Annotated in this window: 6 protein-coding genes and 2 pseudogenes; all 8 read right to left on the bottom strand. The window is 50.4% G+C overall.

Annotation, left to right across the window (positions count from 1 at the left end):
- A partial coding sequence (locus GQ56_RS0138605) for a transposase (RefSeq protein WP_031403717.1) occupies window positions 1–266 on the bottom strand: 266 nt, incomplete at its 3' end.
- A gap of 178 nt (window positions 267–444) precedes the next feature.
- On the bottom strand, window positions 445–1098 hold the full coding sequence (locus GQ56_RS45345; protein WP_152602008.1) for a hypothetical protein: 654 nt from the start codon (window positions 1096–1098) through the stop codon (window positions 445–447).
- Window positions 1070–2090, bottom strand: a pseudogene (locus tag GQ56_RS47430) (RHS repeat-associated core domain-containing protein); the annotation flags it as partial. The gene GQ56_RS45345 and the pseudogene GQ56_RS47430, both read right to left, overlap by 29 nt.
- A 53-nt stretch (window positions 2091–2143) precedes the next feature.
- Window positions 2144–2899 (bottom strand): macro domain-containing protein, encoded by a 756-nt coding sequence (locus tag GQ56_RS42680; RefSeq protein ID WP_075123131.1) that lies wholly within the window; start codon window positions 2897–2899, stop codon window positions 2144–2146.
- Between the two features lie 109 nt (window positions 2900–3008).
- Window positions 3009–3281, bottom strand: coding sequence for an HYD1 signature containing ADP-ribosyltransferase family protein (locus GQ56_RS47425; RefSeq protein WP_200878031.1), 273 nt, complete (start codon window positions 3279–3281; stop codon window positions 3009–3011).
- Window positions 3282–3652: pseudogene (locus GQ56_RS47420) on the bottom strand (RHS repeat-associated core domain-containing protein); the annotation flags it as partial.
- 301 nt (window positions 3653–3953) lie between these two features.
- A complete protein-coding gene (locus GQ56_RS42670; protein ID WP_075123133.1) occupies window positions 3954–4283 on the bottom strand; it encodes a hypothetical protein in 330 nt (109 codons plus the stop codon).
- A gap of 11 nt (window positions 4284–4294) precedes the next feature.
- Window positions 4295–5143 (bottom strand): RHS repeat-associated core domain-containing protein (locus GQ56_RS45780; protein WP_200878030.1); only part of this gene is annotated, 849 nt, incomplete at its 5' end.

Here is a 5143-nt window from a genome sequence, read left to right as displayed (position 1 = left end):
CAGTCTTTTTTTGCCAGCGCCTCTGCGACGATCTCCGCCTTGATCTTCTCTTCGACGTACATCTTGCGCAGTCGAGCGTTCTCCGCCTCCAGTTCCTTCATGCGAGCCATCAGCGACACGTCCATGCCGCCGTACTTGCCGCGCCAGTTGTAAAAGGTCGCCGTGCTGATACCCAGCTCCCGACAAATCTCCGGCACCGCCAGCCCGGACTCCGCCCGCTTGAGCGCATCCATGATCTGGCTATCCGTGAACTTCGACTTCTTCATTGCGTAGAACTCCCTTTGCTGGAAATTCTACTTCCGATCCCGCTTACTGGCCGGGGGTATTACCATGTACTGCACTCGACGAATTTGACCAACTTACCGAGCAGATCTTTCGTCGCCGCTTCCTTAACTGATAATCACTTATTGATTCGATCAAACAATCACATCAACAGATACAATTTCATCGCTTCTTTTTGGCTCGCGACTCTTTGAATAGAAGCGCGACCGCGTCTGCCTTGTCATTACATGCATTGATTCCACTTACCCACCAATCCATACCTTCTTTATCAATAATCGACTTCACCAACCGCGAGTTCCAAGGCGCGCCTTTCTTGATGTATCCAGAAAGATACAAACTTATACGCCTAACCAGCTGAGGATTTGAAAATATTGTCATATCCTCTAGATTTCTTCTAACCCCTTGCTTTTCAGTGAATTTCTCACCCCCTTTGTAATAAATCCCTAACTCCTCATACGACGGACCTTCAAATTCTATTTCCGAAAAATTCGACTGCTCAGGTGTGTAGAGAGAATCCGATGACAATATCGGCCACTTCACCGTGCAAAAGTTTTTACTAAAATCAAAAGACGCTAGAATTGGATTGAATAGGCGAGAATTCTGTGAAAATCCATCCTGTTTCGCACGCCCTGGCACCGTCTCGAAGTCAACACTAAATTCATCAAAAACCTCGATCCATTTTGTCGCTCCAACAAAAATCACACGAGAACACACAAATCCCCACTCACCATTCCTTTCGCAGGGGATTGCGACAATATCGCCAGCTGTCACTTTCAACAATGCCATATCATTTACCTCCGCATCGACCCAACCCAACTTCCTTTGCCTTTTCATTATAAAACTTCATATGAGATAGACCGCGTTCATCTGTTCTCAATTTATTGATAGGCTCGATGACATTACCGGGGAACCCTGTTTTAGTATTGAATTTTTCTCTATATGCTTGCTCATATCCCTTTGCTTGACTATATGTCAACGTCCCAGCAGGCCCTTCAAGAGAGCGAATTTCGGTCTGCCCTCGAACGGCCCGTCCGGTACCCACATGCTCAGAGAGGCGATCGTCGAGCGATTGACCAGTATGGCCAATGTAGTAGGCTCATTCGCTCCAGGCTCGTAAAGACCATACGTGGAGTAACCTGGAGCATCGAGCGACGTTACCGCCCATCCCCACGGGTCAATCCATGAGACCGGGTTACGCGCATATTGATAAAGGTTGTGCCCGCCGGCGAGCCCGATAGGGTCCTGATTGATGAATCGGCCGATGTCCGGATCGTAGAAACGGAAAGTGTTGTAGTGCAACCCGGTCTCACGGTCCAGATACTGTCCCTGGAAGCGCAGGTTCTGTGGTCGTGGTGCGTGCCTCGAAGTCGCAGCAACCACCGATACTTCGCCCCACGAGGCTGTCGACCTCTGCGGCGCCCGCGCAATCCACTCCTCCTTCACCGCGTTGCCCCAAACCTTGTAGCGGGCCTGCCAGACCAGATCCCCACTCGCGTCCGTCAACTCCTCCGGCAACCCCGACACATCGTTGTGAAAATAGTAGACCGCATCCCTTGCATCGGCATCGTTAGCCGCCGGCTTGCCCTGATCGATCCGTGCAAGCGGCACATAGCTGTTGGACTCGTACAAGTACGTCAGCGCTTCCTCACCCGGGCGGGCGTGTACGTCTCCTGCACGAGCCGCATACCGTCCCACTGGAAGTCCGGACTCGCGTAACTGCCAGTGAGCTTGCGGATCCGCCGACCAAACGCGCCGTACTCGAACATCTTGAGCCGGTTGTGCTCGACGTAGCCACCCGGGTGACTTGAAGGCTATCGAACTAACAGATCCAGCCCTGCTTCGACGGCATAACGGAGATCGATTAAGAAAGCCTAATAACTTTGCAAGTCAATTTATAGTACGAAAAAACTTCTGCAATTTCAGCCGAAATTACCTCCCAACTCCCACCACCAAGTCCAGCACCAATCATGGGCATTTGCACCGATAGTCGATTAGCCAAAGCAAATTCGCAAATTTGATTGAGGCAATTCTTGAGATCTGGATACGAAACGTATTGATTAACATCCCGACTATTCTTACGAATCCCATCTTGAGAAACCATGTTTGCGACATATATTCTATTTTCGTCATCTACAGACATAAATTGAACCATTCCGAGTGGAGGTTTTTGTTCACCTTGGAACAGCTCGAGATAACTATCTCGCGCGATGGCGTATTTTCTTCCGAGCGCAACAACAAAACCGCGCCCCCATTTTCCACGATTATTTACCACATGAGCTATAAGGGTTGAGTTCTGCTGCGGTACAGCGGCGTCCCCAACTCCGTAGATGATCGTTTGCTCCTGTGGAGGAGGATTTCCTACAGCAGCCTTCCAAGCATGCTCGAATTTTTCCTGTTTAATTTCGTCATTTTGCGAAATATCAAGCTCATCCCTCATTCCATCAAAGAGCAAAAATCCTATATCGGAATTCCAATCTTGTACGGATGAAGACGTGTAGGCAATTCCATTATCAGGATGACTGATCTGACGCGTCGCAACGCCGTCGATAAATTCCGTATAAATCTCTCCGGAGCCACACGGAAACTCTGTCTTGGAGTGAAAATACTCTTTTTTCATGAGCAACTTGATCCACTTCTCTTTATACGATTAGAAATATCAAGCAGCCCGCTCCCTTCAACCAAGAAAGTTCCGCGGTGGGGCTCCTTGACATTCAAGCCCGTAACATCTACTCAACATAATGCGTAATGCTATTAAGCTTTCGAGCATTACCGTAAATATTTCCTGCAAGCTGTCCTAGTGACATCTTTCCAGTTCCGGCGGCATCTGCCATGGTCCTACCGCCAATCATATCGGGGGATATATCCGTGAAATACTGACCATCTCCAAATCTTGCATGTACGGGGCTCTGTGATGCATTCAAACTACCGCTACTAGTAATACCCTCTAAGCCATTCTGTGTTGTGTAGTGATAAAGCGTTGTTACGTCGTCGCCGGTCAGTCCCCACGGACAATCCACGAGACAGGGTTGGGCGCGTACCGATAGAGGTTCGGTCCACCCACCAGCCCAATCGGATCCTGATTGATGAATCGTCCAACGTCCGGATCATAGAACCGGAACGTGTTGTAGTGCAGTCCAGTCTCACGATCCAGATACTGCCCTTGAAAACGCAAGTTCTGCGGTCTTGGTACATGGACAGATGTCGGCATCACCTCCTGCACCGCACCCCAAGCCGGTATGGATCGGTGCGGAGCCCGTGCAACCCACTCCTCCTGCACCGAGTTACCCCACACCTTGTAGCGCGCCTGCCAGACCAGTTCACCCTCGGCGTCGGTCAACTCCTCCGGCAACCCCGATACATCGTTGTGAAAATCCCTTGCATCGGCATCGTACGCCGCTGGCTTGCCCGGATCGATCAGAGCAAGCTGCACGTAACTGTTGGACTCGTACAAGTACGCCAGCGCTTCCTCACCCTGACGGTCGTGATACGTCTCCCTCACGAGCCGCATGCTATCTCACAGGAAATCGGTACTCGCGTAGCGCGCCATTGAGCTTGCTGATTCGGCGGCCGAGCGCGTCATATTCAAAAACCAACTCTTTGGAAGGCTCGTGTCCGCTCAGCTTGCCAACAAGCCGTCGATAGCAATCGCATCGGGTTGCGACGGAGCCCCATCATTGATTCAACGACTTCGAATCAAGCAAGTATTTTTTCCACTCCTCCAGATAAACTCTGAAATTTCTGATTCCGATTATCCGCATGGATTGCTCCGTGTACTCATTGAATATCTCCACACCATCTTCTTCAATAATTACAGTATGAGCATTACCAGTTCCCTCCCACCTCTTCACATCACCATTTTCCACAGAAATACACGCATTTATGTATTCATCGGCAGCATAGACACTCCCTTGAATATCTCCCGACAGAAAATCACCAAGAATCTCGCTCTCATTGGGCACCTCCGCATGAACAAAACCACGCTCATCAACATATATTTTCATTTCCATCTCGATCAGTATATAGGGTAAGCAGTATTAATATCGCCACTCCTATTTAACCACCCCTCAATATGCACACCACTCGATGAAACACCTTCCCATTTCCCATTGGAGGAAACCACACCGTTATCAAATGCACTTCTAATTTCGGACATTACTTGTTGGCGATTCCACGACTTCGGAAAAAACGACGACTCCGGCCCTTTGGCAACCCATGCGCCACTGCTCGAATCAAATATCTCAACCCGGCCCCTATAAACTCCTTGGGCATTTGCTGGCGACGTGATTCCTGTCACCCTAGCTTTTCCAATATGACCAATACTTCCTTCGTGGTGGAAGCCAACGGCACGTCCACGATTGTTTATTTCTCCGTGAAAGACATGTTCTGAATTAATTTTAGGGCTAGTTCGACACAATCCCCAAGGATCGATCCATGAATTTGGATTAGGAGCGTACTGATACAGGTTAAGCCCGCCCGCCAACCCGATCGGATCAGGGGAGATAAACCGGCCAGTATCCGGATCGTAATACCGGAACAGGTTGTAATGCAGCCCTGTCTCCCGGTCCAGATACTCCCCCTGGAAACGCAGGTTCTGTGGTCTTGGTACATGAACAGACGTCGGCGTCGCTTCCTGCACCGCGCCCCATTTCGGCACCGATAGCTGCGGCGCCCGCGCAACCCACTCCTCCTGCACCGAGTTGCCCCACACCTTGTAGCGAGCCTGCCAGACCAGTTCGCCCTCAGCGTCGGTCAATTCCTCCGGCAACCCCGACACATCGTTGTGAAAATAGTAGACCGCATCCCTTGCATCGGCATCGTTAGCCGCCGGCTTGCCCTGATCGATCCGTGCAAGCGGTACATA

The organism is Burkholderia paludis (genome assembly GCF_000732615.1).
Lineage (GTDB): Bacteria > Pseudomonadota > Gammaproteobacteria > Burkholderiales > Burkholderiaceae > Burkholderia > Burkholderia paludis.
This window is presented reverse-complemented; position numbering and strand designations above follow the sequence as displayed.